The 19,181-nt window shown below is 26.3% G+C and carries 18 protein-coding genes, 1 pseudogene and 2 riboswitches; of the genes and pseudogenes, 16 read left to right on the forward strand and 3 right to left on the reverse strand.

Features of this window, described 5'->3' with window-relative positions:
- Positions 1 to 183: 183 nt before the first annotated feature.
- Positions 184 to 795, reverse strand: coding sequence for an NUDIX hydrolase (locus tag KGF46_RS05925; RefSeq protein WP_227841444.1), 612 nt, complete (start codon positions 793 to 795; stop codon positions 184 to 186).
- 421 nt (positions 796 to 1,216) lie between these two features.
- Complete coding sequence (locus KGF46_RS05930; RefSeq protein WP_227861384.1) at positions 1,217 to 1,846, reverse strand: amino acid racemase; 630 nt, start codon at positions 1,844 to 1,846, stop codon at positions 1,217 to 1,219.
- A gap of 117 nt (positions 1,847 to 1,963) precedes the next feature.
- Between KGF46_RS05930 and KGF46_RS05935 the strand changes: the two genes are divergently transcribed.
- The 6 genes and pseudogenes from KGF46_RS05935 to KGF46_RS05960 all read left to right on the forward strand — a co-directional run bounded on the left by KGF46_RS05935 (position 1,964) and on the right by KGF46_RS05960 (position 5,559).
- Positions 1,964 to 2,815 carry a M56 family metallopeptidase gene (locus KGF46_RS05935; protein ID WP_227827996.1) on the forward strand — a complete coding sequence of 284 codons (852 nt, stop codon included), beginning with the start codon at positions 1,964 to 1,966 and terminating at the stop codon, positions 2,813 to 2,815.
- A complete protein-coding gene (locus KGF46_RS05940; RefSeq protein ID WP_227827997.1) occupies positions 2,782 to 2,958 on the forward strand; it encodes a hypothetical protein in 177 nt (58 codons plus the stop codon). The genes KGF46_RS05935 and KGF46_RS05940 overlap by 34 nt, the downstream gene beginning before the upstream one ends.
- A 105-nt stretch (positions 2,959 to 3,063) precedes the next feature.
- A pseudogene (locus KGF46_RS05945) lies at positions 3,064 to 3,162 on the forward strand (XRE family transcriptional regulator); the annotation flags it as partial.
- A 197-nt stretch (positions 3,163 to 3,359) separates the two neighbouring features.
- Positions 3,360 to 3,668, forward strand: coding sequence for a hypothetical protein (locus KGF46_RS05950; protein ID WP_227861365.1), 309 nt, complete (start codon positions 3,360 to 3,362; stop codon positions 3,666 to 3,668).
- Positions 3,669 to 3,776: 108 nt separating this feature from the next.
- The gene (locus tag KGF46_RS05955) at positions 3,777 to 5,261 is read left to right on the forward strand and encodes a metallophosphoesterase (RefSeq protein WP_227861367.1); all 1,485 of its coding nucleotides are present in this window, start codon (positions 3,777 to 3,779) and stop codon (positions 5,259 to 5,261) included.
- Between the two features lie 151 nt (positions 5,262 to 5,412).
- The gene (locus KGF46_RS05960; RefSeq protein WP_227828000.1) at positions 5,413 to 5,559 is read left to right on the forward strand and encodes a hypothetical protein; all 147 of its coding nucleotides are present in this window, start codon (positions 5,413 to 5,415) and stop codon (positions 5,557 to 5,559) included.
- 544 nt (positions 5,560 to 6,103) lie between these two features.
- On the opposite strand, the gene KGF46_RS05965 is transcribed toward KGF46_RS05960, so the two are convergent.
- Positions 6,104 to 6,280 (reverse strand): hypothetical protein, encoded by a 177-nt coding sequence (locus tag KGF46_RS05965; RefSeq protein ID WP_227828001.1) that lies wholly within the window; start codon positions 6,278 to 6,280, stop codon positions 6,104 to 6,106.
- Between the two features lie 53 nt (positions 6,281 to 6,333).
- Positions 6,334 to 6,423, reverse strand: a riboswitch (cyclic di-GMP riboswitch).
- Positions 6,424 to 6,893: 470 nt separating this feature from the next.
- A riboswitch (TPP riboswitch) is annotated at positions 6,894 to 6,993 on the forward strand.
- A gap of 130 nt (positions 6,994 to 7,123) precedes the next feature.
- Here KGF46_RS05965 and KGF46_RS05970 point away from each other — a divergent pair.
- From KGF46_RS05970 to KGF46_RS06015, 10 genes are all read left to right on the forward strand, one after another.
- On the forward strand, positions 7,124 to 7,414 hold the full coding sequence (locus tag KGF46_RS05970; RefSeq protein WP_227828002.1) for an MTH1187 family thiamine-binding protein: 291 nt from the start codon (positions 7,124 to 7,126) through the stop codon (positions 7,412 to 7,414).
- Positions 7,389 to 8,159 carry an ABC transporter permease gene (locus KGF46_RS05975; RefSeq protein WP_227828003.1) on the forward strand — a complete coding sequence of 257 codons (771 nt, stop codon included), beginning with the start codon at positions 7,389 to 7,391 and terminating at the stop codon, positions 8,157 to 8,159. Before KGF46_RS05970 ends, KGF46_RS05975 begins: the two co-directional genes overlap by 26 nt.
- Positions 8,160 to 8,180: 21 nt before the next feature.
- Positions 8,181 to 9,200 (forward strand): ABC transporter substrate-binding protein, encoded by a 1,020-nt coding sequence (locus KGF46_RS05980; protein ID WP_227840155.1) that lies wholly within the window; start codon positions 8,181 to 8,183, stop codon positions 9,198 to 9,200.
- A complete protein-coding gene (locus KGF46_RS05985) occupies positions 9,169 to 9,903 on the forward strand; it encodes an ABC transporter ATP-binding protein (protein WP_227828005.1) in 735 nt (244 codons plus the stop codon). The genes KGF46_RS05980 and KGF46_RS05985 overlap by 32 nt, the downstream gene beginning before the upstream one ends.
- Before the next feature lie 162 nt (positions 9,904 to 10,065).
- Positions 10,066 to 12,909 (forward strand): DNA mismatch repair protein MutS, encoded by a 2,844-nt coding sequence (gene mutS, locus KGF46_RS05990; RefSeq protein ID WP_227828006.1) that lies wholly within the window; start codon positions 10,066 to 10,068, stop codon positions 12,907 to 12,909.
- Between the two features lie 10 nt (positions 12,910 to 12,919).
- Entirely contained in the window at positions 12,920 to 14,905 is a 1,986-nt protein-coding gene (gene mutL / locus KGF46_RS05995) for a DNA mismatch repair endonuclease MutL (RefSeq protein WP_227828007.1), read from the forward strand.
- Between the two features lie 38 nt (positions 14,906 to 14,943).
- Positions 14,944 to 15,879: a tRNA (adenosine(37)-N6)-dimethylallyltransferase MiaA gene (miaA, locus tag KGF46_RS06000; RefSeq protein ID WP_227861368.1), complete on the forward strand. Its 936-nt coding sequence runs from the start codon at positions 14,944 to 14,946 to the stop codon at positions 15,877 to 15,879.
- Between the two features lie 115 nt (positions 15,880 to 15,994).
- Entirely contained in the window at positions 15,995 to 16,264 is a 270-nt protein-coding gene (gene hfq / locus KGF46_RS06005) for an RNA chaperone Hfq (protein WP_169466998.1), read from the forward strand.
- Positions 16,265 to 16,387: 123 nt separating this feature from the next.
- The gene (locus KGF46_RS06010; RefSeq protein WP_227828009.1) at positions 16,388 to 17,668 is read left to right on the forward strand and encodes a methionine gamma-lyase family protein; all 1,281 of its coding nucleotides are present in this window, start codon (positions 16,388 to 16,390) and stop codon (positions 17,666 to 17,668) included.
- A 69-nt stretch (positions 17,669 to 17,737) separates the two neighbouring features.
- Positions 17,738 to 19,084 carry a M20 family metallopeptidase gene (locus tag KGF46_RS06015; protein WP_227828010.1) on the forward strand — a complete coding sequence of 449 codons (1,347 nt, stop codon included), beginning with the start codon at positions 17,738 to 17,740 and terminating at the stop codon, positions 19,082 to 19,084.
- The last annotated feature ends 97 nt before the right edge of the window (positions 19,085 to 19,181 follow it).

Below are 19,181 nucleotides of genomic sequence, written 5' to 3' on the forward strand. Positions count from 1 at the left end.
TATAATTTATTTATAGTGTGATATTAATAAATAGTGCTTAGCTTGAAATTGTATCAAAAATTGTGTAATAATAATTGAACAATAATCAAGTATAAAATATAATTTCATATCTTTTTTAGAATTTTAAATTTAGAAAATTTTAAAAACTTCGTATATAAAAATTTGAGTATTTGAATACAAGTATTATTCTGATAAGAAATTTAAAAAATTTTCTAATATCTTTGCTGTTATTCCCCAAATTACATAATCTTTATATTTATAAAATAGAACAGGATAACTTCCACTTTCAAATTTATAATCTTTTTGATTTGGAATTGAACCATATGGAAGATTTTCATCAGGAAAAACTTTGACTGTATTATTATAGGTATTTGGAGGATTTTCTAAAAGATATTTTATAGGTACCAAAAAAGTATGGTCAACTTCACCCTTATTTATATTTAAATTATTGATGTTCTTTATATATCCTAAATAGGGATGTATTATAAATTTTACAGGCGTTATAAGTAAGTCAAGACTTGCTATAACTTCTATATTGTCATTAAAAGTTCCAAGTTCCTCACATGTCTCTCTAATAACGGCTTCATAAGGAGTTTCGTTAGACTCTATTTTTCCACCTGGAAAAGAAATTTCATTGGGTTGATGCTTTAAATTTTTTGAGCGAACTTCAAATAATATATGATGTATGTTATTTATTTCTACTATTGGAATTAATACAGATGCTCTTTTCATATTTTCATAACCGTTTATATATGGTTTGTAATCTTTAAATTTATTTTTAATATTGTTTATCATTTTTTCCTCCTAAAATAATATTATTAAAAAATATAGAATTAAATTCCGACAATAACAATATATATATAATTATATTTATCTAATTCAATATATAGTAATATCTATATTATTATATAATAAATCAATAAATATATATTAACAAGTATTAACAAATATTAAAGTATTTAATTTTAGCAATGTTTAAACTAAGTTATTATAAAATAGTTTTTTGACATTCAATTGAAAAATATATTTTTACTTTAACTGACATTCATTTTTTTATTTTTACAATCTCATTTAAGGTGAATTTTACTTTAGAATCATCATCAAAAATAAAAAATTCAGTATTCATAAAAAAGTAAAGTGGTAAGATAATCTTACCACTTTACTTTTTTATGAATACTTTATCTAAAATATTTATGAATTAAAAATAGAGTGAATTCTATTTTTCTAATTCTAAATATTTCCTAATAACTGACTCTGCTAAACATTTTGACGAATCAATAATATTAATTGATGGTTGTATCTTTTCTAAGACAACATTTAAATCAGTGCAAGCAATTACTATATTTCCAATAGATTCAAATTTTACACTTTCTAGAAGTTCATTCAAAATATTGATATTTTGTGGATTATTCTTATCTGCTTTTATATTTTGGATAAGAGCATTTATCTTTTTTTGCCATTCATCTTTAAATATAAATTTATGACCAGCATCTGTTATCCCTTTTTGATAAATTTTAGATTCAAATGTTGAACTTGTTGAAAGTAGAGTTACTTTTTGTGGAGTAGAAGGTAAATCTTTAACAGTTTCTTCTACAATATTTAATAATGGAATACTTATTGATTCTTTCAATTCTTTAAAATATATATGAGCTGAGTTGCATGGCATCGCAATAAAGTTTGCCCCAACGGATTCAAGTTTTTTTAGACCCTTAATGATAGTTTTTTTCATAAGTTCATGATTTATTGGGCGGTTAATATAAAATGGAGTAGGTAAGGAATATATCATAATTTCAGGAAACTCTTCATCGTACTTCGCTCCATATTGAGACTGACATTCATCAATAATTAAATCAACAAATGGTTCTTTGTATTAAAAGAGCCATAGTTCTGTTCATATTTTTAGAGTGTTGTTTGTTTTTCAAATATTCCGCAATTCACTCTAGAATAAGGGTGGTGAAAATTTATGCTTTCGATTCTAAACGATTTTCTTAGGACAGTTTTAGTAAGTAGTTTATTTACGGTTCTATTATTAGTTTTTAGAATGACTATTTTTAAAATTTTTAGTAGAAGATTTAACTACTATATATGGTTTATTGTTATTATTAAGCTATTGTTACCATTTACATATTATACTTTTGCATTTAATGAATTTAAATATCAAGAGAATATTAATAAGGTAAATCTAGAAGGTTTTAACAATCTTTCTACTTTGTGTACTATGATTTTAGTTTCTGTTTGGGCTACTATTACAATATTTTATTTGATTTCTACTTTATGGAAATATATTAAACTTAAAAATCTGATAGATGATTTGTCTTATGAGGTTGATGACAAATACATAAACAATCTTTATAGTAATTTATTAAAAGAACTTAATATAAACAAAAATATACAAATTAAATATTCTCATGAAGTTGAAACACCCTCATTTTTTAATTCATGTATTCTTTTACCACCATATGATTATACACTAAAAGAACTGGAATGGATATTTAGACATGAGCTGATGCATTTTAAGAGTAAAGACCTTTGTATTAAATATCTAGTATTATTTTTAAAAATAGTATATTGGTTTAATCCTTTTATGTACATTATGGATAAGATTATAGATTTAGATTGTGAACTTTATTGTGATGAAAGAGTTTTAAAAAATCGTAGTATAGAAGATAAAAAAGAGTATGCTTTGACTGTTATAAATGCAATGAAAAAAGATTTAAATTCTTCAAATAAATTTGTAGCCAGATTACATAAGAAATCAGATATAAAAAAAGAGTATCTAATATGTTTAATGAAAAAAATAGAACAGGTATTTTAATGGCAATAATTTTATGTTTATTCTCATTGATTACATATTTTAAATTTGATTCAATTGCATCAAATCCAGTTAAACATTCTTTAGAGGCTCCAATGCCAGTAAATACAGGGAAAGAAAAATCTTTTACTATAACTGTAGATTAAAAAGTTTTCAACTAATATATAAATTAATTTAATAATTTATTATAATACACTTTTTGAAAGGTTATAATGTTATAGAATACTAATAATGAAGGAGAAGTACATAGGATGAAAGAACTTGATTTCAAAGCAATAGGTCAAAGAGTAAAAATTGCAAGGATAAAGAAAAGACTAACTCAAGAAGTTGTTACAGAAAATGTAAAAATTGTTTCAATCACGCTTAGATAATGTATATTAAATAAATATTTTATTTAAAAAGCTTCTATAAGTTTAATTATTTTGGAGCTTTTTTATTGTATCAAAACAAATTTCAAATATGTCTTTAGAGATTAGTTGGATTATAACCTTTTCATTATAAAATTCACTAATATCTTTGGTACAATAGAATAAAAAGGAGACTTATTATGAAAAATTGTTTAGAGTGCAGTTATACTTTTACTATTATAGATAGATTTAAAAATATATTTACAGGAAAACTTAGATGTAAAAAATGTAATACCATATATAGAGTGAAAAGAAGTATTTATCGTTTTATATACTATTTAGTTATATATCTTTCAAGTATATTTGTTGCGCCAATTTTTACAAATTATAAAGGAATACCTTTAGGTTTTTTATCTAGATTATTAATACTTATTTTGATACTTAATTTTTTTATAATAGCATATGATTTAATTCCTCATAAATTTCAAAAATATACTAAGATAAAGTAATAAGTTTCTAGGGAACTAATAAGTCTTTTAATTGTAAGATATTTTTAATAAATTTGAAATAAATAACTGCTATACTTTATGTATATTTAGTTTTATAGGGGGGATAAAATGAATTTTAAAAATAAAGGCAAAGTATTAAGTTTATGTTTAATCTCAATTTCAATGATATTTACAGGGTGTACTAATCTTAAGGAGGAGAAAACCACTAAAATCAATATATTAGCAACTACAGACTTACATGGAGAAGTTACATATAACATAGCTGAAAAAATAAACGAAGAAAGAAAAAAAGACTCTAATATAACATTAGTAGATGCAGGAGATTTTTATGATTCAGATGGTTTAGGGGCAATGAATCAATATCTTAGTGAGGCTCGAGATGCTTACGAAAAAGATGAAGTAATTAAAAAAGAAGTACCTATAGTTAGACAAATGAGTGAAGTTAAATATGATGCAGTAGTACTTGGTAATCATGAGTTTGTTTCTAGTTCTAAAAAAAATTTAGATAAAATAATAAATGAATTTAATAGTGAAAATATAGAAGTTTTATCTGCAAATACATATAATAGTAACAGTTCAAGTTATGTTAAACCTTACACAATAAAGACAATTGAAACAAAAGATGGTGAAGTTAAGCTTGGTATACTTGGTCTTACAATCAAGGAAGTCGGAGAAGGATGGGATTTTGATGAAAACGGAAATAAAATTAAGGCTAAGTCCAGAGATTTAAAAAATATGGTTACATACCAGGATTTATATATGAATGATATAATAGAAGATGCTAAAAAATGGGTGAAGGAAATAAAAGAAAAAGAAAATCCAGATATACTATTAGCCGTAGTACATAGTGGAGAAAAACCTAAAAAGCCTAAAAATCCAGGTAATAGAATACAAGAACTAGCTAAAGAAGTTGCTGGAATTGATGCGATAGTAGCGGGCCATACTCATAAGGAAATTGAACAACATGATTATACAAATAATAAAGGTGAAAATGTAATAGTTACACAACCAGGCAGCCATAACTCTTGTATATCAAAAATAACATTTGAATTAGAAAAAGATGATAATACTTGGAAAGTACAAGATAAATATTCAAAGTTAACTAAGCTAGAAGAAGATAAAAGTTTAGAAAATTTTGGTGATTTGATAATAAATTTACATGAGTTAAATGATAAAAAGAGCGAAGTGAATTTGTCATCATTAAGTAAATTCAAATGGGACAGAGCTTATTTATTTAGCAATGATACTAGTGTTGAAAAGATGTACTATATAGTTGGCTATAAATGGAAAAATCTTATAGATATAGAAAATGATAATAGAATTAAGATGGTATTTATGAAAGATGAAAAAGTTTCCTCATATGCTTGTTTAAATGGAAAAGACTTTGGTATAGACTTAAAAGTAGATAAATCTAAGTATCAAGATGGTGTACTAGAGATACTACCTAAAAAGAATGATAAATTTGAAATAAAGAAAAATAGTGAAGGATATGATATTCAGTTAGTGTATAAAGAACAACCAGCAGTTAAATTTAGTTTTTATTGTATTTTAAATGAAAGTAATGCCCTTAAAATCCAAATAAATGGATTTTAAGGGCATTTTTACTAGATATCTTTAAATAAGTCTTTAGATGCTAGTATTCCTTGTGAGTGTATACAAAAACATCTACTTTAGTGTACGATTTGATTAATACAGGTTATTTTAATATAATATAGATAAATAGGAATTTGAAGGAGTAAAAGATATGAAAAATGAAAGTATAAGTTATTTGGGATTAGGATTATGCTTTGGTGTTATTTTAGGTTCAGTATTTAAAAATTTATCTATTGGCTTATCCCTTGGGTTACTTATTGGAGTAGTGTTAGATAGTAAGAAAAACAAAAATAAATAAAATTTCTATAGTAGAGTATATCTAAAAGTAAGAATTTGTATTGTGATATTAAATTAGGCTACAATCTATCTAAAACTATTTAAATTAGTATCCAAGCTGTACAAGAAATAAAAAATACATTTTTATATAATTTATCTGTATTAAAACAATAAGTCTTAAAATTTAGTTTATGGATTATACTTAGAAAAAAAGCCTTTAGAATCCAAATAAATACATTCTAAGGGTTTTTATTAGATATTTTTAAATAAAAATAAGTTTTTAGAAACTAGTTCAAATTTATCTTTTAAAAACGATTGAACCTTCAATTAAATGTATATGAACTAATTTCCAAAACTTCTCTACATAATTGATTGAGAAGTTCTTCTAGTGTTTCTGCTTTACCTTTACTTGCTAATTTTTTATTAATGCCATCTTGAACGTATAACTGTATAAATTTATATTCAAATTTTTTCATTTGCTATCTTCTTTTTAATCAATTTTCTATTAACAATACATTTAAAATGTAGATAAAACTAAAAAGGGTTTTCTAGAAAATAAAATCCATTTAATTATACTTACTTACCAATACCATTACTTGATGTAAACAAGATTCCACAACATTTTCACCATACTCTAGTATAAAATCGTTTAACTGCGTATCTATAAAATTACAGTAATCATATGAACTGCATATATAGGCAGTTAGTATATGTGTACATCTATCTACTTTATTCATAAACATATATTATTTATCCCCCTAAAAAACTTTCATAAAAAACAAAAAGAAAATATCTTTTTGGCAACTGGCTGACATAACTTATTTTATAAGTGTTAGTCCCTATAGCTTTGCGTCACTAAATTTCTCTAGTTTTGCCTATTTAGTTTTATTCTACGATTATAATATTACAGGAAAACGTTTTGTTTTTCAATATATAAACTAAAAAAATTAAATATAAAAGTTATTTTGTCATTTAAAAATAAAACATACAAGTAAATTATGTAATAAAGCTTATTGTGTAAAAGGAACTGTAAATTTATATTATTAATTTATTTGAATTATATTGATGAAGTAACACAAACTTAATCAATAAGAAGTGGTCAATATATTAAAAAGAGTATAGATAATCAATATATGTGTATAAAAATCTATTATATCAAAAATAATAGTATCGACAGAATAAAGTTATAGTAAGTAAAAGAGGGTTACTGAAATTTTAAAAAAATTAGTGAGGATAAAGATAATAAATCATAAACTATTATATAGTTTTGTAAATTTTAATACAGATAAAATATATAATATAAATAAAAAATTTGTTAAAATATAATAAGTGTAGTATAATCAAGTAGAAAAGATATAATATATTTCGGGGAGCTAATACGCTGAGAGGAGATTTTATCTCGACCCTTTGAACCTGTTTGGATAATGCCAGTGTAGGGAGACCAGTAAAGATAAAAATAAGTCTTATCCTATTTTGGATAAGACTTTTATTTTATTTAAATATACTATGTTTTTATCTATTAAATATTTTAATAAAAAACAAAATATACCTAGTAGGTATTAATTATTTTAAAAGGAGTGATTTAAATGGTAATTGCAGACATAGCAGTAATGCCACTAAGACCTTACAAAGGTGAAGAAGAAATGTATAAAGTAGTAGATGCTTGTATAGCAGAAATTGAAAACAGCGGTTTAAAATGTGAAATAGGAGCAATGAGTACTACTGTTGAAGGTGATTTTGATGAAGTTTTTGAACTCCTAAAAAAAGTGCATAAAATCCCTTTTAATCTTGGATGTGAAAGAGTTATAACAGTAGCTAGAGTAGATGAAAAAGCTGGGGGTTTAACTATAGATGAGAAACTTAGAAATCATAGATAAAGTCAAAAATAGTATATATCCAATAGCAACATTTTTGTTTATACTTATTTTTTGGCAATCTGTGGTAGAAGTTTTAAAGGTTCCTCAATATATACTACCTACACCAATAGATATAATTAATGTATTTTTTAAAGATTATCAAAATTTATCCATGCATGCCATGGTTACTATAGGGGAAGCAATATTTGGATTTATAGTTGCAATAATAATATCTTTAATAATTGGAATATTAATGGATTTTGTATTGATAATAAAAAAATGTCTTTATCCTATTATGTTAGTGACTCAAATGATACCTACAATAATAATAGCTCCACTTTTTATGATTTGGTTTGGCTTTGGGACAATGCCAAAAATATTGATGGTAACGCTTACTTGTTTTTTTCCTATATTAATAAGTTTTGTAGATGGTATTGAGAATATTGATAAAGATTATTTAAATTTGTTTAAGACTATGAATTCAAATAAGATTAATACTTTTATTCATCTTAAATTTCCTATGTCAATGGATAAATTTTTTTCTGGACTTAAAATATCGGCTACTTATGCTGTAATGGCAGCAACTGTTGCAGAGTGGTTAGGTGGAACTAAAGGTCTTGGTGTTTATATGCTAAGGTCAAAAAGTGCATATGCACTTGATAAAGTATTTGCATCTACTATATTAGTAGTTATATTTAGTTTAATATTTGTAGGAATTGTACAAGCTATAAAAAAAGTTGTTATAAAACATAGATTAGAAGATTAAATGTATTTGAGGGAGGATATTATGAATTTCAAAAAATTAGGAATATTAGGTTTAGTAAGTGCTCTTATATTAGCAACAATAACTGGATGTTCTTCTGGAAATAATAGTGATAAAGACAAAAAAAATAGTAAAGATACTTCTTCTAAAAAAGTGACTTTTGTACTTGATTGGACACCAAATACGAATCATACTGGATTATTTGTGGCACTTGATAAAGGTTACTATAAAGAAGAAGGCTTGAATGTTGAAATAGTACAACCACCTGAAAGTGGAGCTGAGACTTTAGTAGCAACAGGAAAAGCTGACTTTGGTATAAGTTATCAAGAGCAAGTCACTTATGCAAAAACTAGTGAAGACCCACTTCCAATAAAAGCTGTGGCGACTGTTATACAACACAATACTTCTGGATTTGCATCTCCAAAAGAAAAAAATATAACTACAGCAAAAGATTTTGAAGGAAAAACTTATGGAGGCTGGGGTTCTCCATCAGAAGAAGCTGTTTTCAAAGCAGTTATGAATAAAAATGGAGCTGACTTTAATAAATTAAAAATAGTTAATACTGGTCAAGATGATTTCTTTGCAGCTATGAAAACTGTAGATTTTGCATGGATATTTGAAGGTTGGGATGTAGTTAAAGCTAATTTAATTGATTATGATTTAAACTTTATACCAGTAAAAGACTTAGATGAAAGATTAGACTATTATACACCACTTATAATTTCTAATGATACTGTGCTTAAAGACAACCCAGAACTTGCTAAGAAATTCTTAAAAGCTACAACAAAAGGTTATGAATATGCAATAAAAAACCCTGAAGATGCTGCAAAAATTTTAGTAAAGCATGCTCCTGAAGTAGATGAAAAATTAGCAATAAAGAGTCAAGAATACTTAGCAAGTAAATATAAAGATGATGCACCAAGATGGGGAGAAATGAAAGATAGTGTATGGAATAACTATACATCATTCTTAAAAGAATATAAATTAATAGATAAGGATATGAAGGCAAGTGATGCTTACACAAATGAATTCTTACCACAATAAAAAAGCAAAAATATCTATAGAAAATGTATCAAAGACATATAAAGATGTAGATGTTTTAAAAGATATAAGTATTGATGTTTATGAAGGCGAATTTGTTTCTATATTGGGGCCAAGCGGATGTGGAAAAAGTACTATCTTTAACATCATAACTCAATTGACAGACTATAATAGTGGTATGGTAAACATAAATGGTAATTATAGTTACATGTATCAAAAAGATTTACTTTTACCATATAAAACTATAATAGATAATGTATCTCTTCCACTGGTACTAAAAAAAGAAAAAAAGGGCAAAGCTAGGTCTATGGTAAAACACTATTTTGAGGTTTTTGGTTTGGAAGGATATGAGTATAAATATCCAGCAGAACTTTCCGGAGGTATGAGACAAAGAGCTAATTTTTTGAGGACTTTTATAAATTCTAATGACATAATGCTTTTAGATGAACCTTTTGGTGCACTCGATTCATTAACTAAAACATCTATGCAAAAATGGCTTTTAGATGTTAAGAAAAAAGTAAATTCAACGATACTTCTTATAACTCATGATATTGATGAAGCTATAATGTTATCAAATAGAATCTATGTTATCTCAAAAAAACCATCAATAGTAAAAAAAGAATTTATCATAGATAATAGAAATATAAATGAAGATAATCTTGAAAATGTTATTAAACTGAAAAAAGAGATAATATCTTTATTATAAAATTCTATACGTTTTTACTTAGTGATTATTAAACCTAACAATCCAAAGTGCAATTAGCATTTTGGATTGTTTTTTAGTTATACGTCAAAATTTTATATATTATGTTAATAATAATCATCTACTATGATATAATATTTAATTAGAAAAGAAGGAGGTTTAATAATGCAAATAGATATGAATAAATTAACTCCTATGATGAAACAGTATCTTGAAGTAAAAAATAGGTATAAAGATTGTATACTGTTTTTTAGATTGGGAGATTTTTATGAAATGTTTTTTGAAGATGCATTAGTAGCTTCAAAAGCTCTTGAAATAGCATTAACAGGGAAAGCCTGTGGTTTAGAAGAACGTGCTCCTATGTGTGGAGTGCCATTTCACTCAGCCAATTCATATATATCGAAGTTAGTAGAAAATGGATATAAAGTAGCAATAGGTGAGCAAATGGAAGACCCATCTACTGCAAAAGGAATTGTTAGGAGAGAGGTCATAAGGGTTATTACTCCTGGAACAGTTCTAGATGGAAATCTACTTGAAAATAAAAAAAATAATTATTTATTATCTTTATACAAAGATGATGCCAATATAGGTTTAACTTATGTAGATATAAGTACAGGAGAAACTAATGCAACTTATCTAAATGAAGATAAAGTAATAGAAGAAATTGCAAAAATTCATCCTACAGAAATAATTGTAAATGATTTGAATTTCATAGAAAAACTTAGAGATATAGCTACTGTAAGCAACATATACATAAATGAAAGTTTTAGTGACAACTATTTAGATATAAATATATTAAAAGAATATTTTCCAGATGTTTATCTACAAAAATTAAAGTTTGATGATAAGGGTCTTATAAAATCGAGTTTATCAATTCTTCTAAATTATATATATAACACTCAAAAGCAGATAACATCCAATATTAACAATATAAATATATACAATTCATCAGAGTACATGGTATTAGATATGTTTACTAGAACTAATTTAGAACTTACTCAGACTATAAGAGGAAACAAAAAGAAAGGTTCACTATTACATGTTTTAGATAAAACATCTACTGCAATGGGAGGAAGGCTTCTAAGAAAATATGTAGAAGAGCCTCTGATAAATAAATCTAAAATTGAAAATAGATTAAATGTAATAGAAGAAATAAAAGATGATTTTATACTAAGAGAAGACTTAAACGATATACTTAAAAATATATATGATATAGAAAGAATATGTGGGAAAATAGCATTTGAAAGAGTAACACCAAAAGAATTAGTTCACTTAAAAAATTCAGTAGAAAAATTACCAAATCTAAAAGACACAATAGACTTATCAAATGCGAATAGATTAAAAGAGTATGTATCAAAAATGGACAAGTTGGATGATATATACAGTTTAATAGATGAAGCCATTTTGGAAGAACCTACAATAACTATAAAAGATGGGAATATAATTAAATCTGATTTTAGTGATGAACTTAAAGAATTGAGAGATATTTCTAAAAATGGTGCTTTTCTTGTAAAAGAAATAGAAAATAGAGAAAGAGAAAAAACAGGAGTTAAATCATTAAAAATAGGATTTAATAAAGTATTTGGATATTATATAGAAATAACAAAGGCCAACTTTAAACAAGCAAAACTAGATGAGACATATATAAGAAAGCAGACACTTAGTAATGCAGAGAGATATATAACTCCAGAGTTAAAAGAAATAGAAGAAAAGATACTACATGCTGAAGAGAAAATTAAATCTCTAGAATATGAGATATTTGTAAGTATAAGAGATACTATATATAAAAATATAGACAGAATACAAAAAGTAGCTAAGATTATAGCTAATATAGACGTTTTCGTATCTTTGGCAACCGTTGCTCACATGAACAACTATATAAAACCACAGATAAACGAAAATAATAAACTTGATATAAGAAATGGTAGACATCCAGTTGTTGAAAATATAGTAGGTGAAGAAAATTTCGTTCCAAATGATACATATTTAAATCGTGGAGAAAACATCATTAACATAATAACTGGTCCTAATATGTCTGGTAAATCAACATATATGAGACAAACTGCTATAATAGCACTTATGGCACATATAGGTTCTTTTGTTCCAGCAGAATATGCTAATGTACCAATATTAGATAGAATATTTACAAGAGTAGGGGCTAGTGATGATTTATCTCAAGGTCAGTCTACTTTTATGGTAGAGATGAATGAGGTCTCTCTTATATTAAAAAATGCTACCGAAAGAAGTTTAGTTATTTTAGATGAAATAGGACGTGGAACCAGTACTTATGATGGTATAAGTTTAGCATGGTCAATAGTAGAATATATTCAAAAGAATATTAGATGTAAGACACTATTTGCAACACATTATCATGAACTTACTGATTTAGAAGAAGAATTTAAAGAGGTTAAAAATTATTCAATAGCAGTTAAAGAAGATGGAGAGGGAATAATATTTTTAAGAAAAATAATTCCTCAAGGTGCAGATAAGAGTTATGGAATCTATGTTGCTAAATTAGCTAAATTGCCAGATGAAGTCATAGATAGAGCAAAATATATACTTAAGGATTTGGAAAAAAATCATGTTTATAACAGTGTCGCAATAAATGGAGATAAAGAAAAAACTACTGTGATTAATAATGATTTAGATGAAGAACTGCTTAAGGTAAATCAGAGCAATTTTAAAAATAAATACGAATCTCTAAAAATAGAACATGAGCTTATAGTAAAAGACTATAAACACATGAAAAAGGATTATGATAAACTAAATTCTAAGTTTAAAACATTAAACGATGAAGTTAGTTCAATGAAGAAAAAGGATAGTAAAGAAGAAATTAATAAAGAAGATTCTGTAAAGGAAGTTGCACTAACTCAAATATCTTTTGATAGTGTAAAGAGAGATGTATTGTCAGAAGAAATTTTAAACTTAGATATTTTAAATATGACTCCATTAGATGCTATAAATTCTCTTTACAGTCTTCAAAAAAAAGCAAAAGAAATAAAATCTTAGAGGTGTAAAAATGAAAAATATAATTAACATCCTAGATGATTTGACTATAAATAAAATAGCAGCTGGAGAAGTAGTAGAAAGACCATCTTCTGCATTAAAAGAATTAATTGAGAATTCTATTGATGCAGGTGCAAATAAGATTTCTATAGATATCATTGATGGAGGAAAAACTTTAATTAAAATCACAGATAATGGAATAGGAATACCTTCAAGTGAAGTTGAGAAATCCTTTTTAAGACATGCTACTAGTAAGATAAAAAAAATTGATGATTTATATGATTTGTACTCTCTTGGATTTAGAGGAGAAGCATTAGCATCTATTTCAGCTATATCAAAATTAGAAATGATTACTAAGACCAAGGATGAAATGGTTGGAACGAAAATATTTGTAGAAGGTGGAAAAATAGTCTCAAAGGAGCCAATTGGTTCTACTAATGGTACAACAATCATTATAAAAGAGATTTTCTTTAATACACCAGCAAGACAGAAATTTTTAAAATCTACTCATGCAGAAACTATAAACATAAGTGATTTGATAAATAAGCTTGCAATAGGCAATCCTAATGTCCAATTTAAATATACAAATAATAATAAACAAATGTTAAATACTCCAGGTGATGGAAAGCTTATAAATACTATTAGGAGTATATATGGAAAAGAAATAACAGAAAACCTAATAAATATAGAATTTAAATGCAATCACTTTAAAATTGATGGATATATAGGAAATAATAACATCTATCGTTCCAATAAAAATTTGCAACATATCTATATAAATAAAAGGTTTGTAAAAAGTAAAATAATTATAGATGCAATAACTGAAAGTTATAAATCTATAATTCCAATAGGTAAACATGCTGTTTGTTTCTTAAATATAGAAGTAGAACCAGCATGTATTGATGTAAATATACATCCTAATAAGCTTGAAGTTAAATTTGAAAAAGAACAAGAAGTGTATATAGAACTAAGAGATTTTTTAAAAGTTAAATTAATACATTCTAACCTTATTGGAAAGTATGCTACGTATAATGATAAGAAAACGCAGCCTCGAATTGCTATTAATAATAGAGAAAAAAGTATAGATTATGAATTTAAAAATAATAATTTCGTTGAAGCTAATTCAAAAAATAATAATACAACTAAAGAGAAAGATGAATTTATTGAAGTTGTAAGTTTATCAAGTGAAAAACTAATAGATGAATTTCCTTCTGTAAGTGAAGTTTTAAATGCAAATATAGAAAATGAATTAAAAAATACGGGTTATTTAGGAGAAGAGGTTGTAAATGACAATATACAAGAAGAATTTCAAGTTGATGGGCCTAAACAAATTGATAGTTCTAAAAATGAAGACAGTCATTATTTAGAAAAAAGTATTAAAGACAGCGAAGAGGAGTATTTAACTAATTCAAAACGTAAATTTTCCTTATATGGATATTCTGTAATTGGGGTTGTATTTAATACTTATATAATCCTAAGTAAAGATGATTCTATGTATTTGCTAGACCAACATGCTGCACATGAAAGAGTTTTGTATGAGAGATATATGGATAAGTTCTATAGACAAGATATCAATATGCAAATACTTTTAGACCCAGTAATTCTTGAAGTATCAAATGTAGACATGCTTCAAATTGAAAATAATTTAGAGTTATTTATGAAATTTGGTTTTGAATTAGAAGTTTTTGGCAACAATCATGTAATGATAAGATGTGTTCCAACTATATTTGGAATTCCAGAAACTGAAAAGTTTATACTTCAAATAATTGATAATATAGATGAGATTACAAGTAATTATGATTTAAAAGGTGAGAGATTTGCATCAATGGCATGTAGATCTGCAATAAAAGCAAACGATAAAATATATGATATTGAGATAAAAAGCTTATTGGAACAATTAGAAAATTGTGAGAATCCATTTACGTGTCCTCATGGAAGACCAATAATGGTTGAAATTTCTAAGACCGAAATAGAAAAAATGTTTAAAAGAATTATGTAAAATATTTTGGATAGTTAAAATACATGGAAAGGAATGTTATGAAAAAAATACCACTTATAATACTTACAGGTCCAACTGCTGTTGGAAAGACTGATTTGTCAATAAAGTTAGCAAAAGATATGGATGCAGAGATAATCTCAGCAGATTCTATGCAAATATATAAATATATGGATATTGGAAGTGCAAAAGTTACTTCAGAGGAAATGCAAGGAGTAAAGCATTATCTTATAGATGAGGTTAAACCTGACTATCCATTTTCAGTTTCAGAATTTCAACAAAGAGCAAAAAAATATATATCTGAAATAAATCAAAAAGGAAAGTGTGTTTTAGTGACTGGAGGAACTGGTCTTTATCTGAATTCTTTAATATACAATATGGATTTTGCAAAATCTGATGCTAACAATGAATTAAGAGAAGAACTTCAAAAACAACTTCTTGAGAATGGAATAGATTACATGCATGATAAATTAAAATCACTTGATGAAGAAGCTGCTGATAGAATTCATAAAAACAATACAAAGAGAGTTATAAGAGCGCTTGAAGTTTGTCTAAGCGGTAAGAAAATGAATGACTTTTCAAGTGACTTAAAATTTAATGACGATTATCAATCTATAATAATAGTTTTGAATAGAGATAGAGAGCATTTGTATGAAAGAATAAATATGAGAGTTGATATTATGCTAGAGAGTGGTTTGGTTGAAGAAGTTAAAAAACTCTTAAGCATGGGATTTAAAAAAGACATGATATCAATGCAAGGTATAGGATACAAAGAGATATTGAAGTATTTAGATGGAGAATATACATATAAAGAAGCCATTGAAATAATAAAAAGGGATTCTAGAAGGTATGCAAAACGTCAGATAACTTGGTTTAAAAGATATGAAACGGCAAAATGGTTTGATTTGGATAAATATGAAGATATAGATTTATTAAAAAATGAAATAATTATATATATTAAAAATTCTATAAAATAATATATATAAATTTTTAAGTATACAACTTCATATTGAAAATTTACCATAACTTATATAGAATATAAGATAGGAATATTTTAGATGTTCAATTTAATCTTGGGAGGGTACAAATCTAATGAAAAATACAGTTTTAAATTTACAAGATTTGTTTTTAAATAATGCTAGGAAAGAAAGGATACCTGTTACTATATATTTAGTCAATGGAGTGCAAGTCAAAGGGCTTGTAAAAGGATTTGACAGTTATATAATATTGATAGAAGGGGACAATAGACAACAAAACATGATTTATAAACATGCTGTTTCGACTATACAACCTGGTAAATATATTAATTTAACTAATCAAAATCAAAATAATAATAATAATAACAACAATAACAATAGATAATTAATTTAATTTAAGATAATTAAAAGGAGACTTATGCTAACTTATAAACTATAATTTATTTGTTTTAGTAAAATAGTCTCCTTTGACATGTTTAAATAAAATAACAAAGAGACAGGTGATAAAATGCTTAATGAGACAAAAGAATTACTGAAAGATTACTATGGTGTAGATGAAGATACTTTTAAACTATCACAAGAAACAATGGAAGATATAAAATATAAGTTTGAGGAAATAAAAGAAATAAGAGAATACAATCAATATAAAGTTTTAAAAGCTATGCAAGAATCTAAATTAAGTGACATGCATTTTAATTGGACCACAGGATATGGATATAATGATATTGGACGTGAAAAAATAGAGGAAATTTATTCAAAAGTTTTTAATACAGAAGATGCTCTTGTAAGACCAATAATTGTAAATGGAACACACGCACTCACTTTATGTATACAAGGAATAGTCAGACCAGGAGATGAAATTCTATCTGTTACTGGAAGACCATATGATACTTTAGAAGGTGTTATAGGTATAAGAGAAGAAAAAGGTTCTTTAAAAGAATATGGTGTTACATATGATGATGTAGATTTTTTAGAAGATGGAAATTTGGATTTAGAAGGAATTAAAAGAAAAATAAATGATAAAACTAAACTTGTTATGATACAAAGGTCAAAAGGTTATTCTTGGAGAAAATCACTTTCAATTAGTGATATAAAGGAAGCCATTGATGTAATAAAATCTGTTAAACCAGAAGTTATAGTAATGGTTGATAACTGTTATGGTGAGTTTCTAGATACTAAAGAACCAACTGATGTTGGAGCAGATGTTATGGCTGGTTCTCTAATAAAAAATCCTGGAGGTGGACTTGCATTAACAGGAGGGTATATAGCTGGTAGAAAAGATTTAATTGAACTTATATCATATAGAATGACTTCTCCTGGAATAGGTAAAGAATGTGGTCTTACCTTTGGAACTACTAGAAATGTTCTTCAAGGATTTTTTCTAGCACCATATGTAGTATCTCAAGCTGTAATGGGCGCTATATTTTGTTCAAGAGCTTTTGAAAAATTAGGATATGATGTATTGCCAAAATATGATGATTTAAGAAGTGATATTATTCAGTGTGTTAGACTTAATAGTGGTGATGAAGTCATAAGTTTTTGTCAAGGAATACAAGAAGCTGCTCCAGTTGATTCTTATGTTAAACCTGTGCCTTGGGATATGCCTGGATATGAAAGTGAAGTTATAATGGCAGCAGGAGCATTTATACAAGGTTCTTCCATAGAATTAAGTGCAGATGCTCCAATAAGACCTCCTTACAATGTTTATTTCCAAGGAGGGCTTACATTTGACCATTCTAAAATGGGTACTTTAAAAGCAATTGAATTTATAAAAAAACTAAAAAAGTAAGCATATTTTTCTTTTAAAAGGTCAAAATATTTACTAGTATATTATGATGAGAATTGAAGGGTGATAATTATGAAAGAACAAATTAAAGAAAAAGTAAGTTCCCTACAAGATGAAATGATTTCTTCAATACAAGAAAGTGTAAAAATACCTAGTGTTATATCTGAGCCAACTGAAAATTTCCCATTTGGGGAAAATATAGATAAGGCTTTAAGAGGTATTTTAGACTTATGTAAATCTTTAGGGTTTAAAACAGTATATAAAGATGGATATTATGGCTATGCAGAAATAGGACAAGGTGAAAAAATGATAGGTATACTTGGTCATGTTGATGTAGTTCCAGAAGGTGACTTAGAAAGCTGGAATTATCCTCCATTTGAAGGTGTTTTAGAAGATGGTAAATTATATGGAAGAGGAACACAAGATGATAAGGGACCTACAATATCAGCAATTTATGCAGTAAAAGCTCTTATGGATTTAAATATAGATTTAAATAAGAGAATAAGATTTATTTTTGGAGCTGATGAAGAAAATCTTTGGAGATGTATAAATAAATACAAAGAAAATAATGAAGACGTACCAGACTATGGATTTACTCCTGATTCTAGATTCCCAATAACAAATGCAGAAAAAGGTCTTTTACAAGTTCATTTAACATGTGATAGTAAAAGTGATATAGAATTATCAGTTGGGAAGGCTTTAAATGCAGTTCCAGGAAAAGCAGTTTATATTGGAAAATATTCTGATGAGTTAAAAAAAGAATTAGATAAATTAGGTTTTGAATACACTGTTGAAGGAAATAAAATATGTATAATAGGAAAAAGTGTTCATTCAGCAGCCAGTGATACTGGTATAAATGCAGTAGCTAGACTTTGTATAGCTCTTAATAATATAGGGATAGATTCTAATATAATTAAGTTTTTAGCAGAAGTTATTGGTGAAGATGCTAATGGAAACAATATAGTTCCTAATTGCAAGGATGATGTGTCAGGAAAATTAACAGTAAATATAGGTAAAGTAACTATCGATAGTAAAAAAGAATTTGCTGGAATTGATGTAAGAATTCCTGTAACATATAAAAAAGATGACTTTGTAAAAGAACTAAAGAAAATAACAGATAAATATAATTTAGATTATAAAGAATATGATTTCTTGGATTCAATTTATGTTCCAGAAGATACACTTCTTGTTAAAACATTGAGAAAAGTATATGAAGAGGAAACTGGTCTTGATGGAACACCTCTTTCATCTGGAGGAGCAACTTATGCAAGAGCTTTAGACAATTGTGTTGCCTTTGGAGCTATTTTCCCAGGGAAACCAGAAACAGAGCATCAAGCTAATGAACATTTGATAGTAGAAGATATTGTAAAAGCTGCTCAAATATATGCTCTTTCTATTTATGAATTATTAAAGATTTAAATATAAATATAAAGCTGTCTTGTAATAGGATTTTTTCTAGTAAAAGACAGCTTTATTATTGTATTATTAAATAGGTTAATAAGATAAATATTTAATA

It is taken from the genome of Clostridioides sp. ZZV14-6153 (genome assembly GCF_020657855.1).
Lineage (GTDB): Bacteria > Bacillota > Clostridia > Peptostreptococcales > Peptostreptococcaceae > Clostridioides.